A 23,791-nucleotide genomic window follows, 5' to 3' on the forward strand; every position below is an offset into this window, starting at 1 on the left:
CTACAGCCTGTCTGGCGAGAGACAACACACCTGCGCCATCTCAGGATGATGGCGTGTTAAAAAATGAAATGGAGTAATTAACATGGCAATACCAGTCTATTTATGGTTGAAAGACGACGGCGGGGCGGACATTAAAGGTTCCGTAGATGTGAAAGATCGTGAAGGCAGCATCGAAGTAGTGGCGCAGGAGCATAACCTGTACATCCCGACCGACAACAACACCGGAAAGCTAACCGGCACGCGTATCCACACGCCGTTTCTGTTTACCAAGGAAATCGACTCCTCAAGCCCCTATCTCTACAAGGCGGTGACTACCGGCCAGACGCTGAAGTCTGCCGAATTCAAGTGGTACAAAATCAATGATGCTGGTCAGGAAGTGGAATACTTCAACACCAAACTGGAAAACGTGAAAGTGGTGAAGGTCAATCCGCTGATGCACGACATCAAGAACCCAGCCTACGAGAAACACAGCCATCTTGAGCAGATTGAACTGCGCTACGAAAAAATCACCTGGACCTATAAAGACGGCAACATCATTCATTCCGATTCATGGAATGAACGAACGACAGCCTGACGCCCGAAGCAGGCGGTTCGCCGTCTGCTTTTTTGCTAAGCGCCAGTGACCGTTGGCTTTTAGCAAAAATAATCAGCCTGCCCGACCTTGTGCGCTTTGGTCTCCTGCATCACGGGAAACGGCGATGGGCGGTAGCGTGTCCGGAATCGACAAAGAGAGAGCCTCATGGAAAACCCAGCCATTCTGTTACGCCGTTTAAACCCTTATTGCGCCCGCGCCCTGGAAGGCGCCGCTTCGTTGTGCCAGGCCCGCGCGCATGCGCAAATCCTTCCCGAACACTGGCTGCTAAAACTATTGGAGCAGGGCGAGGGAGACCTGACCGTATTAGCGCGGCGTTATGAGTGGGATATGGACGCTATCTGGCAGGATCTGCTCTCTTTTCTGGAAACGCTTCCGCGCTCGGTACACAGCCGGCCGCAGCTGTCCGGCAGCATCCAGAGCCTGATGCAGGAGGCGTGGTTAAGGGCCTCACTGGCGGGCGAGACCTCTCTACGCAGTGTTCATCTACTGATGGCGTTAGTCAGCAACCCAACGCGGGTGCGCTGTGACAGTCTGTGGCCGCTGTTAACGTTGGGACAAGCGCAGCTTGAACACCTGCGACCACTATTAGATATGCAGTCTGATGAGCGCCCGGAATTACAGCCAGATGAACCAGGCCACGTTGGCGATGTGGAGTTTGTCGGCCGCCCCGTGGAATCGGCCGTGAAGTCCGCTGAGATGACCCCTGCGTTACAGAACGCGCTGGACAAATTTACCCTTGATATCACTGCTCGTGCCCGCGAAGGCAAAATCGACCCGGTCTTTGGTCGCGATAACGAAATTCGTCAAATGGTGGATATCCTGTCGCGCAGGCGAAAAAACAACCCAATCCTGGTTGGCGAACCCGGAGTCGGCAAAACTGCGCTGGTCGAAGGGCTGGCGTTGCGTATCGCGGAGGGCAACGTGCCGGACAGTCTGAAGCCGGTTTCATTGCGTACGTTGGATCTCGGCTTACTGCAGGCCGGCGCAGGCGTTAAAGGGGAATTCGAACAGCGGCTTAAGAACATTATCGAAGCGGTACAGCAGTCTCCTGTTCCGGTGCTGCTGTTTATCGATGAAGCTCATACTATCATCGGCGCAGGCAACCAGGCCGGTGGCGCGGATGCCGCTAATTTGCTCAAACCGGCCCTGGCGCGCGGCGAACTGCGAACTATCGCCGCCACGACCTGGAGTGAGTATAAGCAGTACTTCGAGCGTGATGCCGCGCTGGAGCGCCGCTTCCAGATGGTCAAAGTCGACGAACCGGACGATGACACCGCCTGTCTGATGCTACGCGGGCTAAAATCTCGCTATGCTCAGCATCACGGGGTACATATCACCGATGAAGCCATTCGCGCTGCCGTGACACTTTCCCGACGCTATCTCACCGGCCGCCAGTTGCCAGATAAAGCGGTGGACCTACTGGATACCGCATCGGCCCGCATTCGCATGGGAATCGATACGGTGCCGGAATTGTTGACGCGTATGAAAGCGCAAATCACGGCGCTGGAAATGGAAAAACAGGCGTTGCTGGAAGATGCCATGGTCGGTAGCGGTAGCGACGAAGCGCGGCTGGCGGCAATTGAGCTGGAAGAATCGCGTATTATTTTACAGCTTGGTGATCTGGAAACGCAGTACGGCCTGGAACTGAAGCTGACCGAGCAACTGCTGAGCTGCCGAGCCGATCCTTCCCGCCGCAAGGAGATCGGCGCATTACAGAGCCAACTTGCCAGCGTCCAGAATAACCATCCGTTGCTGGGGCTAGATGTCGATTTACGTACCGTAGCAACGGTGATTGCCGACTGGACCGGGGTACCGCTCTCTTCATTGCTGAAGGACGAGCAGACGGAACTGCTGAGTCTCGAATCTCATTTGGATAAAAGAGTGGTGGGGCAGGATATGGCGCTAAACGCCATTGCCAAGAGACTGCGGGCGACCAAAACCGGGCTTGCACCGGATAACGGCCCGCAGGGCGTATTTCTGCTTGTCGGTCCGAGCGGCACTGGAAAAACGGAAACCGCGCTGGCGCTGGCTGATGAGCTGTTCGGTGGTGAGAGATCGCTGATTACCATCAACCTTTCCGAATATCAGGAGCCGCATACGGTGTCCCAACTGAAAGGTTCGCCTCCCGGTTATGTCGGCTACGGTCAGGGGGGGATTCTCACCGAAGCGGTACGCAAACGCCCGTACAGCGTGGTACTGCTTGATGAAGTGGAAAAAGCGCATCGTGATGTGATGAATGTGTTCTACCAGGTGTTCGACCGTGGCTTTATGCGCGATGGCGAGGGACGCGAAATCGACTTTCGCAATACGGTGATCCTGATGACCTCAAACCTCGGCAGCGATCGGCTGATGCAGAGGCTGGAGGAGCGGCCGGAAGCGACAGAATCCGATTTACATGACCTGTTGCGCCCTGTGCTGCGAGAACATTTTCAACCAGCGCTGCTCGCGCGTTTCCAGACCATTATTTACCGTCCGCTCAGCCAACTGGCGATGCGCAAAATTGTCAACATGAAACTCAACCAGGTCAGCCAGCGTTTGTATCGTCACTACGGTATGACAACCGATATTGCCGAAAGCTTGTACGACGCGTTGACGGACGCCTGCCTGCTGCCGGATACCGGCGCGCGTAACATTGACAGCCTGCTTAATCAACAAATTCTACCGGTGCTGAGTCAGCAACTGTTGAGCCATCTGGCGGCAGGGTTGAAACCACTACATCTGGCTCTGGATTGGGATGAAGAAGAGGGGATTTCACTGGTCTTTAAAACGGGAGAAAACGCGCCTGGTTTAGCTATTCAGGAAGGATGCGAGTAATGGCGTCCATTGAAGCCCTGATTTCTGCCTGCCAGCTGCAGGTTAATGAGCTGGAGAGGCTGGCACAGTCACATATTATCCTGTGGGAACGCTGGCTGCAGCCGATTGCAGATGGTGAGCCCGTCGGAGAGGAGCCGGGTTACGATGATGATTTCCAGCAAATACGCGAGGAAGTGAATAAACTTTCTGGCGCGGATACCGAACGCATTCTGCTGCTGGCGGAAAAACTGCTGACCGCCACCGCTAAGGATATTCGTGTCGCCACCTACTACGTATGGGCGAGACTACATCGCGATGGCGAAGCAGGGCTTGCGGAGGGACTGGCGTTACTGGCTGGATTACTACAGCGTTTCGGCATGAAACTTCATCCCCAGCGGGAGCGCAGTAGAATCGCGGCGCTGGAATGGCTGTGCAGCGGTCGTATGCTGGACAGCCTGTCACTCTATCCGGAAGTGACAAAAGAGGGGACTGGCCGTATTGCCGCGGCGTTATGGGAGATAGAAAAGCGCCTGGCAGACAGGGAAAGTAAAGAACGGCCCCAGCTTAATAGTCTCTATGCCGCACTGGAGTCGCGGGTTTTGAAATCTGGCGGCATGGATGCCCTGGTGCCACAGAGCATCGGTGAACCCTCGGGCCAAACGTCGGTACCGGGGGATGTACCCGCACTGAAAGGTATTTCCTCGGGCCAGGAGCTCCTCGCTCAGGCGCGCACCCTGGCGCAATATTTGAGAAACCAATCAGATGGTTGGCTCGCCGCTCACCGACTGATAAAAAATCTTCGTCACGACACCCTGCACCTGCTACCGTTGTTGACGGTCGAGGGTAAGACCCGCATTGAACCACCTAAACCTGAACAGCGGGCGCAGCTCAAGCGGCTCTATCTGCAGCAGAGTTGGCGGGAGCTGCTAGAGGAAGCGGACAGCCTGTTGGCGCGCGGGTCAAATCATCTGTGGCTGGACGTGCAATGGTATCTGCATCAGGCGTTGATGAAATCCGGGCAGGAAGCCGAGGCGGCCATTATTCAGGCCGATCTGAAAGGGCTGCTTTCACGGCTAAGAGGGTTGGAAACACTGGCCTTTAACGATGGTACGCCATTCGCTGATGAAGTGACGCTTAACTGGATACAACTGCAGGTCATGGATGAGCCTGGCAACTGGCAGGACGAGCCTGCCACCACGGCGTCCGGTGAGAACGATATCCTGCAACTGGAGCCGGAGGCGCTCGCCCTGGCCGACCGTGAGGGAACCGAAGCAGCGCTTACGTGGCTGCAAAATCGTCCTGATGCTAACACTCCCCGCCATTGTTGGCTGCTGCGCTTGCTGATGGCGCGTATTGCAGAACAAAACGGTAAAAATGAGCTTGCGCTGCACCTGCTGGGTGAGCTGGACAGGAACGCCGCCTGCGTTACGCTCTCGCAATGGGAGCCGGATTTGCTGTTCGAGGTTAAAGCGCGGCGATTAAAGCTATTACGCATGAAGGCCGGACGTAGCGAAGCGGAAAAAAAACGCCTGCAAGCGGAAATGGAACAACTGCTCGCGGGGCTTATTGCCATTGAGCCTGCGCGAGCGGTGGTGCTGTGCGATTAGTCAGGAGAAAAACAATGCCGCGCCCCTCACTTTACGACACCCTGTTTGGTAATTTCTCCGGCGGTCTCGATCTGCATCAGATCGGTGAAGAAAATCAGGTTATTTTATCGGTGCTTGATAATATGCAGCGTATCCTCAACTGCCGGGCTGGCACGCTGGCGCATCTTCCGGATTACGGTCTGCCGGATATGACAAAAATTCTCCAGGGGATGCCGGGTAGCGCGCACCAGTTAATGACCACGCTGTCCGCGGTACTGCTCAAATACGAACCGCGGCTGAACAGCCTCCGTGTGGAGATGCTCGAACAGACACAGCCAGGCGAACTGCGTTATGCCATCGACGCGGAACTGAAGGAAATTGGTCTGGTACGCTATGGCACGGAATTTATGCCTGAAGGCAGGGTTCTCCTTCGCCATCTGAAACAGCAACAGTATCTGAATGCCCGCACCGCTATTTAGCCCTCACTCTGGTTACCCCTATGACAACTTATCCTAAGCGTCACCTGACTACCGGCGGCGACCCGCGCACGCTGGCAGACTACGCAAAGCTGCGTGAAGAAATGCACAAACTCAGCCACCCGGCGCGCCCCGACGTTGACTGGCTATACGCAGAACGGCTTTGCCTGTCATTATTTGACCGTAACGGCGTAGAGCTGCAGACCGCGGCTTGGTATACGCTTGCCCGTACGCAGTTAACCGGCTTATGCGGGCTGAATGAAGGACTGGCTATCCTGGAAACGCTGATTACTCGTCAGTGGGGGAGCCTTTGGCCACAGCCGGTACACGCGCGGCTGGAAATCCTTAGCGGTTTGGGTAAACGGCTACTGCAAGCGCTGCGGACGCTGACGCTAGCCTATGTCGATCTTAGTTTGATTTATGAGGCGGAAGTGCATCTGAAAGCGCTGGATGCTGCGCTGCAGCGTCTGGAATTAAAGCACGTCAGTCAGTTTGATGCGTTGCTCAATTTGATGCATAACGCGGCAGTACGGCTGGAGAATAGCGATGGCGTGACCAGCGCTGATACCCTACCGCACGTAGTCACGATGGAGAACGCGTCCACCCATTTGGATGAGCGGGTTGAGCGAACAAAGTGGGTTTATATTGCGCCGCCGGAAACGCTGCCAAACGTGCAAGTCGGCAATGAGCGTCAGAACTCTGAAAAACGATGGCGACCTTTTATGGCCGGTATGCTGACGATGCTGGCGCTGACCGCAGCGGCAGGGTGGGGGTGGCAGGCGATGAATCAACCAGATCCGGAACAGCAGCAATTCGCTCTCAGTCTGGCGCCATTGCCGACGGTACTTTCGCCAGATCAGTTACGCTCCTTTTCTCTGCACGCACCGTCAGCAGACAGTGGGATAAAGCAGACCCGGCAGCAGCTTACACATCTGGCTCAACTCAAACCTAATTGGGCCATCGACTATAGCGATCAACTGGTACAACAGGCACTGGCGCTATGGCCGGAGCAGGCGAAAACATTGTCCTCGCAGTGGCGGCAGCAGATCACAGCTGCCGCGCTGCCAGCGGAAAACCTCACCGGGTGGTATCAGGGAATGCAGCAACTGCAGCAATTAACTCAGCGTCTGAATGCCCTGGATGAGCAGAAGGGAAAATACCTGACGGTCAGTGAACTGAAATCCGCGGTGTTCGCCATTACTCAGTCTCTTAATCGAACCGTTCCGGCTGAAGAACAGTTACGCCAACTATCGGCGATGACAGAAGGGCAAATCAGCCGCGCCGCGCAGCAGCAACAAGCGGAACAGCACCTGCAGCAGCTGATAGTCTCTTATGCACTAGTAAAAAATAAAACCGTGGAATAGCTTCGCGCAAGGAGTAAGGGCTGGGGGGCATATCGTACCGTAGCGACTCCAGCCCTGGAAAAGGCGCTTACCGCTGCAACACCTCGGCAAATTTAGCAAGCCACTGCGGGTGGGCGGGCCAGGCGGGAGCAGTAACCAGATTGCCATCAACGTGCGCCTGGTCGATACCGATATCGGCGTAATGTCCGCCACTGAGGCGAACTTCGGGAGCGCAAGCTGGATAAGCGCTGCAGGTACGGCCTTTAAGAATGCCGGCGGCCGCGAGAAGCTGTGGGCCGTGGCAGACGGCGGCAATCGGTTTACGCGCAGCGTCAAAAGCCTGTACCAGCTTAATCACCTGCTCATTCAGGCGCAGATATTCTGGCGCACGGCCGCCGGGGATGAGCAGTGCGTCGTAGTCTTGCTCATTGGCGCTATCGAAGTCAGCGTTCAGTACGAAGCGATGACCGGGTTTTTCGCTATAGGTTTGTGCGCCGTCAAAATCATGAATCGCCGTCATAATATAGTCGCCTTTGTTTTTATCCGGGCAGACAGCATCGACCTGATGGCCAATCATCTGTAATGCCTGAAACGGGACCATGGTTTCGTAATCTTCAGCGTAATCACCCACCAGCATTAAAATTTTCTTGCCCATTGCAACAGATCCTTGATGAATAATGATGCCTAAGGTATAGCCTGGTAAAATGAATAATGCCAATGGTTAATGCATGAATAAGAATGAAAGCAGCAATGTCGATAAAATATAGACCTGATGTATCGGATCAAGAGAAATAAATTTAACGCATGAATTAAATTCCGCACCAGGGAAGTTTACATTAAAAAGAAATGACGCCTGAATATTGCGTTTTGCTTTTTTTGTTGACGGGGAGGGTGTATTTGTTAATATCGGCTGGCTCTTTTTATTGGCGTGCGAATCTTTGGGATATATTCTTTATCTTATGTGTGTGTTGTCTTTTTTACATGCGAGAATATATTCGGATATTTCGAATTGTTGAACGGCGCCAGGTGTTAAAAATGCCTTTTGTTATTGGCGGCATAGTGTAAACCTATTAATTAAATTAATATGTTACGATGAGTAAGCATAATGGAGTATGAATGAATAAAATTCACCGTCTGACATTGATTGGTATTATAATTAACTTAGCCATGTTTCTTTTGGTGCTCAATGAGGTCAACTCGCTTTCAGATTATTATGGCTACGATCGAACGCTGCGTTTGATTAAAGATTTGGTCACAATTGTACTTCCCCTTGCTATAGTTGTTCAGGTGGTAAGCGTTTTTTTATTACCGAAAGCCCCGCGTGTTGGTATTGTGTTTGCTTATATCGGTGGGATTGCTATGGTGCCGATTGGTTTGTTGTTTTTAATCGGTTATATTTTTAGCTACGAAAGATACTGCAATGCAAACCTTGATGTTTATAACCCTGAAGCAGAGGTTGATATATCTAAGCCTGAAGATAAAAACTATAAATTAACATGCGATACATCCCGATTTGCGCCTACTGGTGCTATTGCTTTATGCATGGGAGTTATTGTGCTGGTGATGGGCGTGGGAATTGGCTATTTATTGGTCGCAGTAGGCATTCTCAATATCTGGAATGGGGTACGCCTCAAGGAGAGCGTTATGATTGGTCTTTCTGGTGATAAATTGATAGTTAAACCAAAATTGTACTCAGATACTTTTATCGTACCGCTGAATGAAATCGTATTAACAGGAAAAGGTGTTACTAATGACACTGTCTCCCTAAAATTCTTACGTACAGGCCGGGCGTTTAGCGTGCGGAAGAAAATGCTGGCAGGTGAGAATATTGATGAATCACTCGAATATATTATTTCAAAAATCCCCACCGCCTGATTGGTTCTCACCAAAGTGAATATAAAACGGCACCTTTGAGGTGCCGTTTAGTCTTTTCTGGCGATATCAAAGGGTTGTGTTAATCCACGTTAGTAAAGTAATCGCGAGCGACGGCTTCCACACGCTTTGCTTCCAGGCCGGTCTTTTCGCTGATCCCGGCGATAAACGGCTTGAACTGCTCGGCCATCACGTGACCGCCGTCCCAATGAGCAACGTAGTAACGGCACTGATAGCGATAAAAGTGGAGGGTCTTTTCTCCTAACGTGTAATACATGACATTCTCCTGTCCAGTGTGTCGGGTTGCGTCCGCAGAAGCTGATGGGGCGTTACCACAATAATCAGGTATTTGATTATATCCTGCTCCCAAATGTGGGAAATTTCCAGCAGGCAATAGGCAAGCGGAGCACATTTTCTTCTGGTTGCGATCGATGCCATTTGCGGTTGAATATTGATCACACATAATGTATTTAATTAGACTAATTGTATTAAATCCTGATTGCTCATTGAACAACAAGGCGAAACAATGACTCTACAACTTCCCGATTATCGCGACGTGGCAGCGGCCGCCCGGCGGATTGCCGGTTACGCCAACTCTACTCCTGTGATGACCTCCCGTACCCTGGATGAGCAATACTCAGCGCAGCTGTTTTTAAAGTGTGAAAATTATCAGCGCATGGGGGCATTTAAATTCCGCGGCGCGATGAACGCGTTGCAACAGTTTAGCCCAATGCAAAAACGGGCCGGGGTAGTGGCGTTTTCTTCTGGCAATCACGCGCAGGCCATTGCACTAGCGGCTAAACTACTGGACATTCCGGCGACTATCGTCATGCCACACGATGCGCCTGCGGCTAAAGTCGCCGCCACCCGGGGCTACGGCGGTAAAGTCGTTTTTTATGACCGTTACACGGAGGATCGCGAGCAGATCGGTCGCGATCTGGCGCAACAGAATGGGCTAACCCTTATCCCTCCTTACGATCATCCGCACGTGATTGCCGGGCAGGGGACGGCGGCGAAAGAGCTAATAGAAGAGGTCGGTCCGCTGGATGCGCTATTTGTCTGCCTCGGCGGCGGTGGGCTGTTGTCAGGCTCGGCGCTGGCGACGCGTCATCTGTCTCCGGGGTGTAAAATCTATGGCGTAGAGCCCGAAGCTGGCAATGACGGCCAGCAATCTTTTCGTTGCGGCAGCATTGTGCATATTGAGACGCCGAAAACCATCGCCGACGGCGCGCAGACCCAGCATCTTGGGCAATATACTTTTCCGCTAATACAGCAACACGTCGACGATATCCTGACCGTGAGTGACGATGAATTGGTCGCAGCGATGAAATTTCTCGCCGAGCGGATGAAAATGGTGGTCGAACCAACCGGCTGTCTGGGCTTCGCTGCCGCACGGGGCGCCATGGCGCATCTGCGGGGTAAAAAAGTCGGCATTATTATCAGCGGCGGTAATGTGGATATGAGTCGTTACAGCGCTTTATTGGCCACCGGGAACGAATTATGAGTAGCGAGATGTCGCCCTTGCTGGCACAGCTTGATCTCATCGCCCAGGGGTTAAGCGAAACCTTCGCGCCGTTTTGTGAAGTGGTCGTCCATGACCTGACGCATCCTCAACAGGCCATTTTATCTATCCACAATAATCTCTCCGGCAGAGAGGTTGGTCAGCCGGCGACCGAGATGGGGTTAGCGCGGATTGCCAGCGCCGAGTTCCCGGCCGTCGTTGCCAACTATGCCAATCAGTTTGCTGACGGACGTGCGGTGAAAAGTACCTCCATCGGTATTAAGGGCGATAACGGTGAATATGTTGCCGCCCTCTGTCTTAACGTCGATATGACGTTGTTTCGCGGTATGCAGAGCGCGTTGGCGCGCTTTACCGCCACGGAAAGCGCCACGGTGGTTGAACATCTTGAACCGGGCGGCGCAGCGGCCATTCGCCAACGAATTGATGCATTCGCCGCCGAGCGGGCGACAACAGCCAGGGCGCTGAGTGCGGCGGATCGTAAAACGGTGATTCGACAATTGCGTAAAGAGGGGCTATTAGATCTGCGCAAATCGATGGAAATGGTCGCGCAGCATCTTGGCATTTCGCGGGCGACCGCCTATTTATACGCCCGACAGGAGAGATAAGCGTAGCGGCCGCGCGGAGCTGCAGCCGCTATTCCATCAAGGGATTACTGAAGCCCGGTCAGTTCGTCGGTGGTTAACGCCAGCTTTTGCACGCTGCCGCTTTCTGCTGAAGCAACAGCGGCTTCCAGCACCGCCATCACCGCCAGCGCCTGTAGCGGCGGCACCGGGTTGGCGATTTTGCCCTGCAGGGCATCGCGAACCTGAATATAGTACTGACGCTGATCGCCTTTCGGCGTGGCGAGCGTGTGCGCCTGCAGGCTGGCGTCGAACAGCGTCATGCTGTCGTCATCCTGGCCCCAGCTTTCGCTCCCTGGGATGACCCCAGCCAGCAGCTGGCTCTCTTGCTGATCTGCTTTCAGTTTAACGAGGCTGCCGCTATCGCCGTGGACCGTGAAGCGCGAGACGCCGCCGGCCACCAGCATGCTACAGTGCAAAACCACTTTGTGCTGCGGATAATTCAGCACCACGTGCGCCCAATCGTTGATCTCCGCGCCCTGTCGGAGGGTAGCGATATTGCCTTGTACCGATTGCGGCAGGCCGAAAAGTTGTAGCGTCTGGTCGATCAGGTGCGGGCCGATGTCAAACCACAGGCCGCTGCCCGGCACGTTTTGCTCGCGCCAGCGAACGCGTACTTCCGGGCGGAAGCGGTCGATATGCGACTCGAAATGCTTAACCTTGCCGATCAGCCCCTGCTCGATGGCCTGCTTGACGCCGAGATAATCGCTATCCCAACGGCGGTTATGGAAGACAGAAAGCAGTCGTTGCTTTTCGTCCGCCAGCGCGATCAGCTCGCGCGCTTCCTGCATATCGAGAGTGAAGGGCTTATCCACCACCACGTGCTTACCGGCGTTCAACGCCAGTCGAGCCAGCGGGGCGTGGGTGGCGTTCGGCGAAGCGAGTACCACCAGATCGACGTCCGGATGCTGAATGGCCTCTTCCGGAGAAGCGATTACCGTGACATCTGGCAGGTCCTGCTTCACTTTGGCTTCGTCGCGGGAGGCGACGACGGCAAGCTTTAACCCATCGACCGAGTTAATGAGCGGCGCGTGAAACGTTTTGCCGACAAATCCATAGCCGATCAGCGCAATGTTAATAGGTTTACCTGCGCCGGTAATAACTTTATGCATGACTTTCTCCACGTTATTCAGCGTCAGCAATGCTGACCTGCATTGAATTGTCTTCGCCAAGCGCGAGCCATGGCTTGTCGAGGAACAGACGATCGATGTGTTTCAGTTCGGCGACCAGGTATGGCTCGCAGCGATTAAGTTTCAGATGGTCAGCCACCAGCCAGTGCTCGACGCTGGCTGCCAGCATCGCGCGCTTTACCTCCGCATCCGCTTCCTGGCTGGCGCTAAGCCCTTGTTGCGCATGGATCGCGCAGGCGCCGAGAATGGCGATATCCGCGCGGTAACGAGAAAGCAGCGCCAGCGTGGCGCTACCGGCAAACAGCCGCTGCCGCATATCCCATTTTCCGCCAAGTAAAACCAACTCGATATCGGGCCGTTCGCTAAATAGTTGGGCAATATCCAGCGAAGGGGTGATGACCGTCAGCGGTCCTTTTAGATGAGCGGCGACGGCCAGTACCGTGCTGCCGGCGTCTAAAAATAGCGTTGATCCTGGAGGAATCTCACGGGCGACCAGCGCGCCGAGGCGTTGCTTAGTCTCGGGCAGCAGCGCATTGCGCGCCTGACGATTCATAGCTGGAAGATCGAGAGCGATAGCGCCGCCATGGTTTTTCTGTACCAGTCCGCGTTTTTCCAGGTCACTAAGATCGCGGCGAACGGTATCGGGCGAGACCTGCAATCGTTCGACCAGTTCGCTGATACTAATTTGACCGTTTTCGCTCAGTAGTTCGAGTAAAAACTGTTGTCGGGCGGTTTTATGCATAATCGCTGTTCCTGCAAAAGACTGCAATAAACCGCATGATACAGCATGAAGTGAGAATGTGAATCGCAAAAAGCAGCAAAAAATGCGTTGCCAGCTAAAAGGGGGGATTGTGCATCGCTTTTTGGGAAGGGGGACCGGCTCAGCGCAGACTACAGAGCGTTAAGCCGGTCTATTTAAAGGTACTCCGCTCAGCGCATTACCCAGTGCTGATTACCGACTTGTTCGTAGCGGCGCGTCGGCGGCTGCCAGTCTTTATCGCGAAACGGCGAGGGGAGTTCATCGTTATTGGCTTCGCGCAGAAGATGTCGGCGAGACGGATCGGTTTTCGGGATCGCCGCAATTAACTTCTGCGTATAGGGGTGTTGCGGATTGGCGAAAATTGCCTGCCGCGGGCCAATTTCGACGATTTCACCGAGATACATGACCGCCACCCGATGGCTGATGCGTTCAATCACCGCCATATCATGAGAGATGAACAGAAAGGCGATTTTCATCGTTCGTTGCAGTTCGATAATCAGGTTGACCACCTGCGCTTTGACCGACACATCCAGCGCCGACACCGACTCGTCGGCGATAATCACCTTGGGATTCATCGCCAGCGCGCGGGCAATGCAGATGCGCTGGCGCTGACCACCGGAAAATTCATGCGGATAGCGGTTAAGCACCGCGACGCTGAGTCCCACTTTCTCAATCAATTCATGGGCGCGCGCCAGCGCCTGCTGGCGGGTGGCGAGGCCATTTTCCAGCAGTGGTTCAATCAACGTTTCCTGGATTTTCAGCCGTGGATTCAGGCTGGCGAACGGATCCTGAAAAATCATCTGGATATCCTGACGCATCCGCTTTTGCTGTTGGCGCCCGGCTTGCAGGACGTCATAGCCATTAAGGCGAACATGGCCGGATTGCGCCTGGACCAGGCGAATGAGACTGCGACCGGTGGTCGATTTACCGCAGCCTGATTCGCCCACCAGCGATAGCGTTTCTCCGGGCCATAGATCAAAGCTAACGTTTTCTACGGCGTGGATATGCCCGGCTAACTGATTAAAAAAGCCTTTTTTAACTGGAAAACGGGTGACCAGATTTTTGACCGATAATACCGGCTCGTTGCTGGTCAGGCTGAGGTCAGGCTCTGGCGGGTAACGACGGATTTCCCCGGTTTGCAGGTTCACCGATGGGAACTTACAGGGGGTCGAGCTTATATCCATTTCACCTGCCGCGGGTACCGAGGCCAGCAGCGTACGGGTATAGGGCTGCTGCGGGGTGGCGAATAGCGTCGGCGTACGCTCGCATTCGATGGCATCGCCGCGAAACATCACCAGCGTATCGTCGGCGGTTTCCGCGACTACGCCCATATCATGGGTAATAAACAGCACCGCGGTATTGTTTTCTGCCTGCAGGGTTTTAATCAGATCGAGGATTTGCCCCTGGATAGTGACGTCCAGCGCGGTCGTGGGTTCATCGGCGATCAGCAGTTTCGGCTTCAGGGCCAGCGCCATCGCGATCATCGCACGCTGGCGCATACCGCCGGAGAACTGATGCGGATATTCATCGAAACGCTGCGCGGCATGCGGAATGCGGACTTTTTCCAGCAGGGCGATGGCCTCCTGCTTCGCCTGGCGCGCCGATAAGCCCTGATGGCGGATAAAAACTTCCGCTATCTGATTGCCGATAGTAAATGCCGGGTTAAGACTGGTCATCGGCTCCTGAAAAATCATCGCCACCTCGGCGCCGCGCACGCGACGCATCTCCTCTTCAGGAAGGTCGAGCAGGGATTTGCCGCCGAGCAGCACCCGTCCCTCGGTACGGCTATGCCGGGCAGAAAGCAGGCGCATAATGGCCATCGCCGTCACGCTTTTACCCGAGCCGGATTCGCCGACGATCGCCAGCGTCTTACCTGGATAGAGGCTAAAACACATATTACGCACCACTTTCTGCCAGCTATCGCCGTGGCGGAATGCGACGCTCAGATTGTCGACGGCCAGCACTGGCGCAGGCGTTTCGCGGTTCATGAGTCAGCACTCCCCGGCAAAGGGCGCGCGAGCGGAAACCCGCACCAGTGGGGTGAATTCGAGATCACGCTTAAATGGCCAGGTCGGTGTCAGCATCCGCAGACGCGCCACCCGTTCAATATCCTGATCGACCACCCCTTCCGAGAGCGCCATCAGGTTCGGATTGGCCAACGGCGCCAGCTCCGGCGATAAATAGCCGGATTTGACCACCAGGATTTTCACCTGCCGCGGGTTGAGCCCCAACGCGCTAAAGTCAGCGATATCGTGATACGGGCGTCGGCGGTCGGCTACCACCACGGTAACACCGCCTGTCTGTAGCACCGCCTGATTGGCCGGGCGCTGCGGATCCGCCGCCAGCAGACCGGTGACGGTAAAACGCGCGCTCGCGCTGACGCCCGCCGGATCGAGGCTGGCGCCGATAGTCAACTGCAGTTCTGCGCCAATGCCGGCCTCAAAGGCCGCACGCGTCGCCGGCGCGTCGGTAATGCCGGCCACCAGGGTATTTTGCGCCTGCTGGCGTAGCAGCTCGGCGAGCACATCGCCGCGATCGCCGACGCCGCCGCCGGTTGGATTATCGCCAGAATCCGCCAGGATCACCGGGCCCGTGGCGCTGGTGATGGCCTGAGCGACGCATTCGGCGACGCTGCCCGTCCGGCAGCCGAAAACAAAATCTTCCCGCGCGTCCCAATAGGCCTGCGCCAGTTTGGCGGCCTGTTGCTCCAGTACCGCGCGATCGGTGCCGGTAAAAATGGCCGCGGCGGTGGCGCGCGGTTCATCGGCCCACACGTAGCCGACCATTAATGAGCTATCGAGTACGCCGTCGATCTGGTCGCTGTGCGGCAACATGGCGTACAGGCTTTTTGCCGGTTCATCTTCCGTACTGGTTCGCTCGCCAGGCAGTAATACCGGGATAGGGGCCCACACTATGCCCGGGCGCACGCCGCTTTGCAGACTATTCACCAGCATACTGACCGAACGGCGCATGGTCTCTTCGATATCGATATGCGGCGCGGTGCGATAGGTTGAGTAGATATCGATGGCGTCGATGATGCGCTGGGTCACGTTACCGTGAAGATCGTAGCTGACGGCAATCGGGCAGTCATCGCCGACGCAGGCGCGGGCGGCGGTGATCCAGTCGCCTTCAGCGTCTTCCATACCTTCAACGTACATTGCGCCGTGCATCGCCAGGTACAGGCCGTCGATCGGCAGTTGCGCCTGCAGCCGGCTTAAGAATTCGGCCTTGAACTGCTCATAGGTCTCTCGCGCCACCGGGCCTCCGGGAATCGCCCGGGTGTGCAGCGTCGGCAGAAATGTCGCCGGATAATCGCGTAAAAACTGAAAGTGAGGCGCTTCCAGCAGGGCTTCGCCCTTGACGGTGCGAAACTCCGCTTCATGAGTCAGGACCGGATTAAACGTGCTGCATTCAATATGTATTCCGCCAACGGCAATGCGCATAAGGACCTCGAAATTATCCTGGAAAGAGAACGTGAGTCAGCGCGACGCTCGCCGCGGCGAGCGCCCAGCTGTCCTGAGCCAGCGGACGATAGATAAGCGGCGTTTTTCCCGCCATCCCCGGCAGCAGGTTGGTTTCAATGGCTTGTTGCATCACGGTATTCAGTAAACCGTTAAAGCTTTCCGGCTGGTGGGCAAGCATGATCGCCGCCGGATCGTGAGTCTGGATCTGATGTGAAATGGCTAACCCTAAGGCATCGCCGGCCCGATGCAGGATCTGGATGGCGGCGCTGTGGCCCTTACGCGCCATGGCTTCCAGTTCATCCAGTTGGTCAGTGTCGATACCGGCCATACGCGCCTGTTCAAAGATGGCGGTGAGAGACGCAATGGTGTCGAGACAGCCACGCTTCCCGCAGCGACAAGGCGTGCCCGCTGGTACGATGGTGCAGTGGGCTATTTCTCCCGCGCCGCCGTGGGCGCCGCGCCAGATTCGGTTACAGATGACCGCCGCGCTGCCGATGCCGCTGCCGTGAGAAATCACCACTGCGCTCTCCAGCTTGCGTAGATGGCCAAAAGTTTTCTCCCAGTTCGCCAGCGCCCGGGTGTCGTTTTCAATCAATACCGGGATCCCGCCGGTCGCGCGGCTTAACAGTTCAGCTAGCGGTACCTGATGCCAGCCCAGCAGCGCCGACTGTACGCAGACCGATTGCGCGGCGTCGACAAAGGCAGACAGAGCAAAACCGATGCCGACCAGCCGTTGGCGCTCGATAAGCGTATCGTTTAACAAACTGCGGATTTCATCCGCCAGTTGCTGGATTAAGGCGGGGATTTCAAGCAGCGGCGTGAGCAGCCGCTCGGCGATTTTCTCACCGCTGGCATTCATCAGTACCAACACCAGCTGATTATCAATCAGCGAGATGCCGATAGCGTAAGCGGCGTCCGGCGCCAGCGAAAGGGTGACGGAGGGGCGCCCCTGGCCGCCGGAAGCGGCCATATCGCTCTCCTCTAGCAGCCCATCGGCCAGCATCTCTTTTACCAGTGCGCCAATGGCCGCTTTACTCATACCCGTCAGGCGGGCGAGGTCTGCGCGGCTGGCGCCTTCCTCGCTACAGACCAAATGAATCAATTGTTGGTGGAGTTTGTTCAGCATAGTTACTCAGCCATAACGCTTTTTTCTGAACATAATCGCGGGCTGGCGCTTTAGCAACCAGTTTATTTTCAAAAATAACTAAACAATCACATATAAGTTAAATTTATTACCTAATTAAGCGTTAATCATGGCTAATATCACATTTATGGGACTCTGTTTTGGGTAAAAAGAAAACCTAATCGCAACATAACAGCCACAACTGGCGACATAACAGACAGGTAGGGGTTAACGGATGAAGGCAATTATTAATAAATATCGACTTGCCATTCTGGCAGGCTTACTGGCAACCGGCGGGGCGACGGCGCTGCAGGCAGCGACGCTGAACGTGATGCAAAACGAACCTCCGCGTAGCATGGATCCGGGCGACCAAACCGCGACCTTTACCGATACCGTTTTAAAACCGATGTATGAAGGTCTGGTGGATTTGTCGCCGGATTTCAAAATCGCCCCGGCGCTGGCCACCGCCTGGAAGGTCAGCGATGACGGTAAAGTCTGGACTTTTACCCTGCGTAAAAACGTCACTTTCCATGACGGCTCGCCGTTCAATGCCGATGCGGTCGTCGCCAATATTGAACGACATATCGACCCGAAAGGCGGACTGGCAGCCAGTTCGCGGATGCGCAACGTGATCGCTTCCGTGAAGAAGCTCGATGATGACAACGTCGAGATTACGCTGAAAAAGGTCTATCCCTCTTTCCTCAATCTGTTGACCGGCGGCTCAGCGAAGATGGTGAGCCCCACGGCGGCGAAAGCCGGCACCATTGGCCGTAAAGCGGACGGTACCGGCCCATATATGCTGCAGGAGTATAAAACCGGTGAATATGTGCTGGAGAAGAAAAACCCGAAATACTGGGGCGAGAATCACGGCCCGGATGAGATTAAGTGGACCTGGAGCGCGGAGCCGTCGGTGATGAACATGGCGCTGCTTTCCGGCCAGGTCGATGTGATTAACCCGGTACCGCCGCAGTTTGGTCTGCAGTTGAAAAGCAACCCGCAGGTGAAGCTGGAGCAGGGGCAGGGAGCGTCGGTATTCTGGGTAGCGCTCAACGTTGAGCAAAAGCCGCTGAATGATGTCCGCGTGCGTCAGGCGCTGAACCTGGCGACCGACAAAGAAGCGCTGCTGAAGGCGGTGATGTTTGGTTTTGCTTCTGCCGCCAACTCGCCGCTGGCGCCGGTGAACGAAGGATATGATAAAACCCTCAACGACTATCCGTGGGATCTCGATAAAGCGAAAGCGCTATTAAAAGAGGCCGGGTACCCGCAGGGCTTTGAGATGAACATCGCCGTGCAGGGACCGGATGCGCGTACCGCGCAAATCCTGCAGGCGATGTGGGGCAAAGTTGGCGTGAAACTTAACATCCAGCAGATGGAGAGCGGCGTCTGGAGCAAAGCGGCGTTTGCCCCGGCGGCGGAAAAGTTGGCCAACCGTACCGATGCGGTGCTGGCCTCCTGGTCTTCCGGCCTTAATGGTTCTGATTTGCAACTGCGCCCGCTGTACTACTCACAGAGCGCCGCGCCGGCCGGGGCTAACCTTGGTTTCTACCGCAACCCGCAGGTAGATGAGCTGTTAGATAAAGCCGCGACCACCATGGATAACAACGCGCGTATCGCCGAATATGTGGCGGCGCAAAAGGCCATTATGCAGGACGCGCCGCATGTGATGCTCTATTTCCAGGACGATCTGTACGCCACCCGCGCCACCATTAAAGGCGTGCGGATGGAGCCGGGCGGCGAAATTATCGTCACCGAAGCGCAAAAACCGTAACGCTGGGGTCAGGGTGGAGTTGTTATGAAAGCTTATGTGATTAAAAAACTGCTTTCTTTGCCGCTGATCCTACTGGGCGCATCGCTGATTGTCTTTCTGGCGATCAGGATGCTCCCCGGTGACCCGGCCCGCCTGATGGCAGGGCCGCAGGCCACCCAGGATGATGTCAGCCGTATGCATACGCGCCTCGGCCTGGACGATCCGCTGGCGGTGCAGTATGGCCATTTCGTCAGCGGAATGCTGAAGGGGGATTTTGGCACCTCGCTGAAGTCCGGCCAGCCGGTCTCCACCGAAATGAGCGAGCGGGTTCCTTATACCTTAGGCCTGGCGCTGCTGGCGTGGATGATGGCGGTGATCCTCGGTATTCCCATGGGGATGTGCGCGGCCATTTACCGCAATCATGTTGCCGACCATGTGCTGATGCTGGTGGCGATTGCCGGCGCGTCGATAGCCAACTTCTGGCTGGCGCTGATCGCCATGGATACTTTTTCGGTGAAGCTGGGCTGGCTGCCTTTGCTGGGCGCGGATGGCTGGAAAAGCTATATCCTGCCGTCGGTCTGCCTGGGGATTTTCCCAATGGCGGTAATGTCGCGGATGACCCGCTCCAGTATGGTTGACGTGTTAGGCGAAGATTATATCCGCACCGCGCGGGCCAAAGGGCTGGCGCCGTTTCAGGTCTATTTTAAACATGCGCTGCGCAATGCGCTGATCCCCATCGTGACCATTATCGCGCTTAATTTCGGCAGCCTGATCGGCGGCGCGGTGGTGACCGAGTCGGTGTTTAACTGGCCGGGGATAGGCCGCTATCTGGTGGATTCGGTGCGCTATCGCGATTATCCCGTTATCCAGGGCGTGACGATGATTACGGTGGCAAGCGTGGTGGTGATGAACCTGGTTGGCGAGATGATTATCGCCAGAATCAACCCGAAAATAAGGTTTGACTGATATGTCGGAAATTTCACTCGCCAAATCGCGCAGCGGCGTACTCAGCGGCCTGCGCTGGGGGATGGAGCATCCCTCGCTGACCCTCGGCGGCATCATCGTCGCTTTAATCCTGATATGCGCCATCTTCGCGCCATGGTTAAGCCACTACGATCCCTACGCGCAGGACCTGCTGAATATTCTCTCCGCGCCGTCGGCCGACCACTGGTTGGGCACCGATGACTATGGCCGCGATATCTTTTCCCGCACTATTTACGGCGCCAGGATCTCACTGATTGAAGTGGTGGTCAGCGTGGCGCTGTCGCTACTGATGGGGCTGCCTCTGGGCATCATCGCCGCGTTGTGCGGGAAAAGTGTCGATCACCTGATTATGTGGGTGATGGATGTCATTTTCGCTTTTCCCGGCATCGTGCTGGCTATCCTGCTGGTCAGCGTCCTCGGCGCAGGGTTGCTGAATATGCTGTTGGCGATCGCTATCTTCTCCGTGCCGGTTTACGCGCGCCTCAGCCGTAACCTGACCTTGGGTATCAAGAATATGGAGTACATGGAAGCGGCGCGGGCGCTGGGAATTGGCTATCGCCGACAGATAATTCACTACATTCTGCGTAATACCCTGGGGCCGATTACCGTGCAGGCGACATTGACCGGCGGCTCGGTGATCCTGGCCGCCGCTTCGCTCTCCTTCCTCGGCATGGGCGTGCAACCGCCGATGCCGGAGTGGGGAACGATGATGAGCGACGGGCGTAACTTCCTTGGCATCAGCCTGGGGATTTTGCTGTGGCCGGGGCTGGCTATTGTCTTTTCGGTATTAGGCTTCAACCTGCTGGGCGATGGCCTGCGTGACATCATGGACTCTCGCCTATGAGTAATAGCGTGCTGTGCCTGGATATTGGCGGAACCTTTATTAAAAGCGCTATCTCTCCGGCGCCTGGCCAGGTAGTAATGCCGCGTCAGCGGGCGATGCCGCTGACTTCCTGGCCGGCATTCATCGACGCCGTACAGGAGATTATCGCGCAATATGGCGATGCGATTAGCGGACGGAGTCCGTTGGCGCTCTCCTGCGCCGGAGTGGTAGATGTTGCCAACGATCGTATTCTGTCGAGCAACATTCCGCCGTTTGCCGGTATCGATATTATCCAATCCCTGCAGGCTGAGCTCGGGCGCCCGGTGGCGATGGCTAACGATGCCGATTGTTTTACCCTGGCCGAAGCGCGTTTCGGCGCGGCAAAAGATCTGCCGGTGGTGTTGGGGGTGATCCTCGGCAGCGGGATCGGCGGCGGGATTGCCATCAACGGCAAAATCCTCTACGGCAATCAGGGGATCGGCGCCGAGTGGGGACACGGACCCATTACGCGCACTCATCTGCGGGGAGTTGAGTTGCCGCGGCTGCCCTGCGGCTGCGGACAGCAGGGGTGTCTTGACACCCTTGGCGGGGCAAAAGGGATGCAGCGGCTGCATCAACTGCTCAGCGGTCAGGCGCTAAGCAGTGTCGAGATCGTGACGCAGGGCATGACCGGAGAAGAGACGGCGGCGTTCACCCTTGAAGTATGGCTTGATCTGGTGAGCGAACCGTTGGCACATGCGGTAAATATCCTCGGGCCGCATAAAATCGTCGCAGGCGGCGGGCTGGCGAGCGAAACGTCGTTGCTGGCGCGCCTTGATACCGCGTTGCGGGCAAAGATTCTGCTGAAGAGCGCTGAACCACTACTGGTCGCCGGGCAATTTAGTCGCGAAGGGGGATTACTGGGGGCATCGGTGCTGGGCTGGGAAAAATTTTAGCCAGGAATGTGGCAAATCTGACGGAAGCTTCTAGGATTAGAGCCTATCCCAGTAGGCGTAATTGGCGCAGCCAGTTTGAACACGGACAGCGCGCAGAAACCGGAGCGTACACGTAGTACGTGAGGATTTCGAGCACTGCCCTGGTTCAAAATGGCAAGTAAAATAGCCCTAATGGGATAGGCTCTTAGTCTGCTTATAAAAATGGAGTAATAACCATGTGCACCAATTTACACGATAACGCCCGCCGCTATGCGGAAGAGAAAAAATGAACGCTTGCTGCTAATCCCGTCCTGTGCCCGCCCAGACGATGGCAAGGGTTACTACTGTGGATTAGCCGACGACTGATACGAACTAATAAGAACCCGCCAATGGCGGGTTCTCCCTTTATGACGGCCTGACCAACTTACTTGAGCATTTTGTTATAGACGTAAAAATCCGTATCACGTACGAAGCCGCTACGCTCGTATAACGCCTGCGCTTTAGTATTATCGGTTGCCGTGCTAAGCATAATAAATGCTGAATCACTCTCTTTTGCCAGCTGTTCGGCACGGGCAATCAACTGCTGCGCTACGCCGTGCTGGCGGGCAGACTCATCAACGTACAGATCGTAAAGCAGCCAGATGCGCTTCATTTCCAGCGAGCAGAACAGGGGATAGAGCTGGGTAAAGCCTACCGCTTTGCCGTCCATTTCTGCGAAGAAAATGACCGACTCATTCAGTTGCAGGCGCTTAAGGATGAACTCCCGCGCCTGAACGAGATTTTCTTCGACCTGATAGAAACGACGATAGGCGAGATACAGCGGCAGGACGGTATCGACATCCTGGGGCTGGGCTTGATAAATATTCATACTAAAACCTCATTAAAATTACGGATATAATTGTAATACAAATATGATCAGCTGTCGCCAAAAGCGGTATGCTGCCTATTTGTTAGGCGATTGCGATGATTGCGGGAGGCGAAATTCAGCCGAATAGCGTACCTTATGGATTATTCACGCTTTTTACAGGCATGCATTAATGGAGGTTCAGTGGACGCGATTAAGGGCTCGGAGCTGAAAGTGCCGGACGCCATCTTTGCATGGGTGCTCGACGGGCAGGGCGGCGTAAAGCCGCTGGCTGATAACGATAATATCGATAAGAGCAATCCCTGCTGGCTACATCTCAATTATACCCATACCGACAGCGCCGACTGGTTAGCCGCCACGCCGCTGCTGCCGAATAACGTGCGCGACGCGCTGGCCGGGGAAAGCACGCGCCCGCGGGTGACGCGCATCGGCGACGGCGCGCTAATCACCTTGCGCTGTATTAACGGCAGCACCGATGAACGCCCCGATCAACTGGTGGCGATGCGTCTGTATATGGACGAGCGGCTGATCGTCTCCACCCGTCAGCGTAAAGTACTGGCGCTGGATGATGTGCTGGGCGATCTGCAGGAGGGCAACGGGCCGACGGATTGCGGTAGCTGGCTGGTGGAAATCTGCGATGCGTTGACCGATCACGCCAGCGAGTTTATTGAACAGCTGCACGACCGGATTATCGACCTTGAAGATGACCTGCTCGACCAGCAGGTGCCGCCGCGCGGTTTTCTGGCGTTGCTGCGTAAGCAGCTTATCGTGATGCGCCGCTATATGGCCCCGCAGCGCGATGTCTACGCCCGCCTCGCCAGTGAACGCCTGCCGTGGATGAGTGACGATCATCGTCGCCGGATGCAGGATATTGCCGACCGTCTTGGACGGGGGCTTGATGAGATTGACAGCTGTATTGCCCGCACGGCGATCATGAGCGATGAAATCGCACAGATTATGCAGGAGTCGCTGTCGCGGCGGACTTACACGATGTCGTTGATGGCGATGGTCTTTTTGCCCAGCACCTTCCTGACCGGGCTGTTTGGCGTCAACCTTGGCGGTATCCCGGGGAACAGCTGGCATCTTGGTTTTTCGATTTTTTGCGTAATGTTAGTTGTTCTAATTGGTGGTGTTACTTGGTGGTTACATCGTAGTAAATGGTTGTAAGAAATTG

21 protein-coding genes are annotated in these 23,791 nt (G+C 55.5%); 13 read left to right on the forward strand and 8 right to left on the reverse strand.

All coding sequences use genetic code 11. The annotated features are described in order from the left end of the window. The first annotated feature begins 82 nt into the window (after window positions 1-82). The 5 genes from hcp to PGR23_RS04445 all read left to right on the forward strand — a co-directional run bounded on the left by hcp (window position 83) and on the right by PGR23_RS04445 (window position 6,814). Complete coding sequence (gene hcp / locus PGR23_RS04425; RefSeq protein WP_015366299.1) at window positions 83-574, forward strand: type VI secretion system effector Hcp; 492 nt, start codon at window positions 83-85, stop codon at window positions 572-574. A 165-nt stretch (window positions 575-739) separates the two neighbouring features. Then, complete coding sequence (tssH, locus tag PGR23_RS04430) at window positions 740-3,409, forward strand: type VI secretion system ATPase TssH (RefSeq protein ID WP_396279611.1); 2,670 nt, start codon at window positions 740-742, stop codon at window positions 3,407-3,409. Then, on the forward strand, window positions 3,409-4,995 hold the full coding sequence (gene tssA, locus PGR23_RS04435; protein ID WP_396279612.1) for a type VI secretion system protein TssA: 1,587 nt from the start codon (window positions 3,409-3,411) through the stop codon (window positions 4,993-4,995). The genes tssH and tssA overlap by 1 nt, the downstream gene beginning before the upstream one ends. Before the next feature lie 14 nt (window positions 4,996-5,009). After that, window positions 5,010-5,453 (forward strand): type VI secretion system baseplate subunit TssE, encoded by a 444-nt coding sequence (tssE, locus tag PGR23_RS04440; RefSeq protein WP_015705635.1) that lies wholly within the window; start codon window positions 5,010-5,012, stop codon window positions 5,451-5,453. A gap of 20 nt (window positions 5,454-5,473) precedes the next feature. Next, the gene (locus PGR23_RS04445; RefSeq protein WP_396279613.1) at window positions 5,474-6,814 is read left to right on the forward strand and encodes a VasL domain-containing protein; all 1,341 of its coding nucleotides are present in this window, start codon (window positions 5,474-5,476) and stop codon (window positions 6,812-6,814) included. A gap of 67 nt (window positions 6,815-6,881) precedes the next feature. On the opposite strand, the gene PGR23_RS04450 is transcribed toward PGR23_RS04445, so the two are convergent. Continuing rightward, the gene (locus PGR23_RS04450; protein ID WP_045397511.1) at window positions 6,882-7,448 is read right to left on the reverse strand and encodes a DJ-1/PfpI family protein; all 567 of its coding nucleotides are present in this window, start codon (window positions 7,446-7,448) and stop codon (window positions 6,882-6,884) included. Between the two features lie 461 nt (window positions 7,449-7,909). On the opposite strand from PGR23_RS04450, the gene PGR23_RS04455 reads away from it, so the two are divergent. Then, window positions 7,910-8,668, forward strand: a complete 759-nt coding sequence (locus PGR23_RS04455) for a hypothetical protein (RefSeq protein WP_045397509.1) — start codon at window positions 7,910-7,912, stop codon at window positions 8,666-8,668. Between the two features lie 79 nt (window positions 8,669-8,747). Here the strand turns inward: PGR23_RS04455 and PGR23_RS04460 are convergent, their stop codons facing one another. After that, window positions 8,748-8,942 carry a hypothetical protein gene (locus tag PGR23_RS04460; protein WP_045397506.1) on the reverse strand — a complete coding sequence of 65 codons (195 nt, stop codon included), beginning with the start codon at window positions 8,940-8,942 and terminating at the stop codon, window positions 8,748-8,750. 249 nt (window positions 8,943-9,191) lie between these two features. On the opposite strand from PGR23_RS04460, the gene PGR23_RS04465 reads away from it, so the two are divergent. Together PGR23_RS04465 and PGR23_RS04470 are read left to right on the forward strand one after the other, a co-directional pair. Then, window positions 9,192-10,169 carry a threo-3-hydroxy-L-aspartate ammonia-lyase gene (locus PGR23_RS04465; protein ID WP_213292485.1) on the forward strand — a complete coding sequence of 326 codons (978 nt, stop codon included), beginning with the start codon at window positions 9,192-9,194 and terminating at the stop codon, window positions 10,167-10,169. After that, window positions 10,166-10,792, forward strand: a complete 627-nt coding sequence (locus PGR23_RS04470) for a transcriptional regulator (protein WP_396279614.1) — start codon at window positions 10,166-10,168, stop codon at window positions 10,790-10,792. Before PGR23_RS04465 ends, PGR23_RS04470 begins: the two co-directional genes overlap by 4 nt. Window positions 10,793-10,836: 44 nt before the next feature. On the opposite strand, the gene PGR23_RS04475 is transcribed toward PGR23_RS04470, so the two are convergent. From PGR23_RS04475 to PGR23_RS04495, 5 genes are all read right to left on the reverse strand, one after another. Then, window positions 10,837-11,919: an oxidoreductase gene (locus PGR23_RS04475; protein WP_396279615.1), complete on the reverse strand. Its 1,083-nt coding sequence runs from the start codon at window positions 11,917-11,919 to the stop codon at window positions 10,837-10,839. Between the two features lie 13 nt (window positions 11,920-11,932). Continuing rightward, entirely contained in the window at window positions 11,933-12,679 is a 747-nt protein-coding gene (locus PGR23_RS04480; RefSeq protein ID WP_396279616.1) for a DeoR/GlpR family DNA-binding transcription regulator, read from the reverse strand. 188 nt (window positions 12,680-12,867) lie between these two features. Then, window positions 12,868-14,685 carry an ABC transporter ATP-binding protein gene (locus PGR23_RS04485; RefSeq protein ID WP_396279617.1) on the reverse strand — a complete coding sequence of 606 codons (1,818 nt, stop codon included), beginning with the start codon at window positions 14,683-14,685 and terminating at the stop codon, window positions 12,868-12,870. 3 nt (window positions 14,686-14,688) lie between these two features. After that, complete coding sequence (locus tag PGR23_RS04490) at window positions 14,689-16,140, reverse strand: M81 family metallopeptidase (RefSeq protein ID WP_396279618.1); 1,452 nt, start codon at window positions 16,138-16,140, stop codon at window positions 14,689-14,691. Window positions 16,141-16,153: 13 nt separating this feature from the next. Then, window positions 16,154-17,287, reverse strand: coding sequence for an ROK family transcriptional regulator (locus PGR23_RS04495; protein WP_213292490.1), 1,134 nt, complete (start codon window positions 17,285-17,287; stop codon window positions 16,154-16,156). A gap of 232 nt (window positions 17,288-17,519) precedes the next feature. Between PGR23_RS04495 and PGR23_RS04500 the strand changes: the two genes are divergently transcribed. From PGR23_RS04500 to PGR23_RS04515, 4 genes are read left to right on the forward strand one after another with little or no spacing between them, the layout of a single operon-like run. After that, window positions 17,520-19,052 carry an ABC transporter substrate-binding protein gene (locus PGR23_RS04500; RefSeq protein WP_396279619.1) on the forward strand — a complete coding sequence of 511 codons (1,533 nt, stop codon included), beginning with the start codon at window positions 17,520-17,522 and terminating at the stop codon, window positions 19,050-19,052. A gap of 24 nt (window positions 19,053-19,076) precedes the next feature. Then, a complete protein-coding gene (locus PGR23_RS04505) occupies window positions 19,077-19,997 on the forward strand; it encodes an ABC transporter permease (protein ID WP_045397480.1) in 921 nt (306 codons plus the stop codon). 1 nt (window position 19,998) lies between these two features. Next, complete coding sequence (locus PGR23_RS04510) at window positions 19,999-20,859, forward strand: ABC transporter permease (protein ID WP_396279620.1); 861 nt, start codon at window positions 19,999-20,001, stop codon at window positions 20,857-20,859. Beyond that, window positions 20,856-21,773, forward strand: coding sequence for an ROK family protein (locus PGR23_RS04515; RefSeq protein ID WP_316422417.1), 918 nt, complete (start codon window positions 20,856-20,858; stop codon window positions 21,771-21,773). The genes PGR23_RS04510 and PGR23_RS04515 overlap by 4 nt, the downstream gene beginning before the upstream one ends. A 403-nt stretch (window positions 21,774-22,176) precedes the next feature. Here the strand turns inward: PGR23_RS04515 and PGR23_RS04520 are convergent, their stop codons facing one another. Next, on the reverse strand, window positions 22,177-22,620 hold the full coding sequence (locus PGR23_RS04520; protein ID WP_047079062.1) for a GNAT family N-acetyltransferase: 444 nt from the start codon (window positions 22,618-22,620) through the stop codon (window positions 22,177-22,179). A gap of 180 nt (window positions 22,621-22,800) precedes the next feature. Between PGR23_RS04520 and zntB the strand changes: the two genes are divergently transcribed. Then, window positions 22,801-23,784, forward strand: coding sequence for a zinc transporter ZntB (gene zntB, locus PGR23_RS04525; RefSeq protein WP_045397470.1), 984 nt, complete (start codon window positions 22,801-22,803; stop codon window positions 23,782-23,784). Window positions 23,785-23,791: the final 7 nt, after the last annotated feature.

It is taken from the genome of Klebsiella sp. 141162, from assembly GCF_050600755.1.
Classification (GTDB): Bacteria; Pseudomonadota; Gammaproteobacteria; order Enterobacterales; family Enterobacteriaceae; genus Klebsiella; species Klebsiella aerogenes.